General features: G+C 59.7%; 1 protein-coding gene. It reads right to left on the bottom strand.

Going from position 1 to position 313, the window contains the following annotated elements:
* Positions 1-56 precede the first annotated feature (56 nt).
* A partial coding sequence (locus ASG67_RS19620; protein ID WP_235535249.1) for a hypothetical protein occupies positions 57-313 on the bottom strand: 257 nt, incomplete at its 5' end.

The following is a 313-nucleotide window of genomic DNA, read 5'->3' as shown; positions in this document are numbered from 1 at the left end:
GATGCGGCAGTCGGCTTCGTCCGGCGTAAGATTCCGGGTGGCGACCTTGGCGACCTCTATTTTGTCGTTAACACCAGCGCGACCTGCACATGGCGCAGGTGCCCGGTGGCCCCGGCGCCGCCGACTTCGCCGCCATGGTCCGCCTGATCGAGAAGCGCGACACGTTCCATATGGCCATAACCTTGATCGATGACAGCAATATGGACGGGTGCCGCTCCCAAACCGCAGTTGAGGTGTGTACGAGACGATTTTTCATTTGGGCAAGCGGCTTGAGCGTTACCAGCGTTACCACCACTAAAAAAGCTCGTCCGCC

This window comes from Sphingomonas sp. Leaf339, from assembly GCF_001426195.1.
Classification (GTDB): domain Bacteria; phylum Pseudomonadota; class Alphaproteobacteria; order Sphingomonadales; family Sphingomonadaceae; genus Sphingomonas.
Note: the sequence above shows the minus strand (reverse complement) of the source record. Positions and strands in the feature narration are given on the sequence as shown.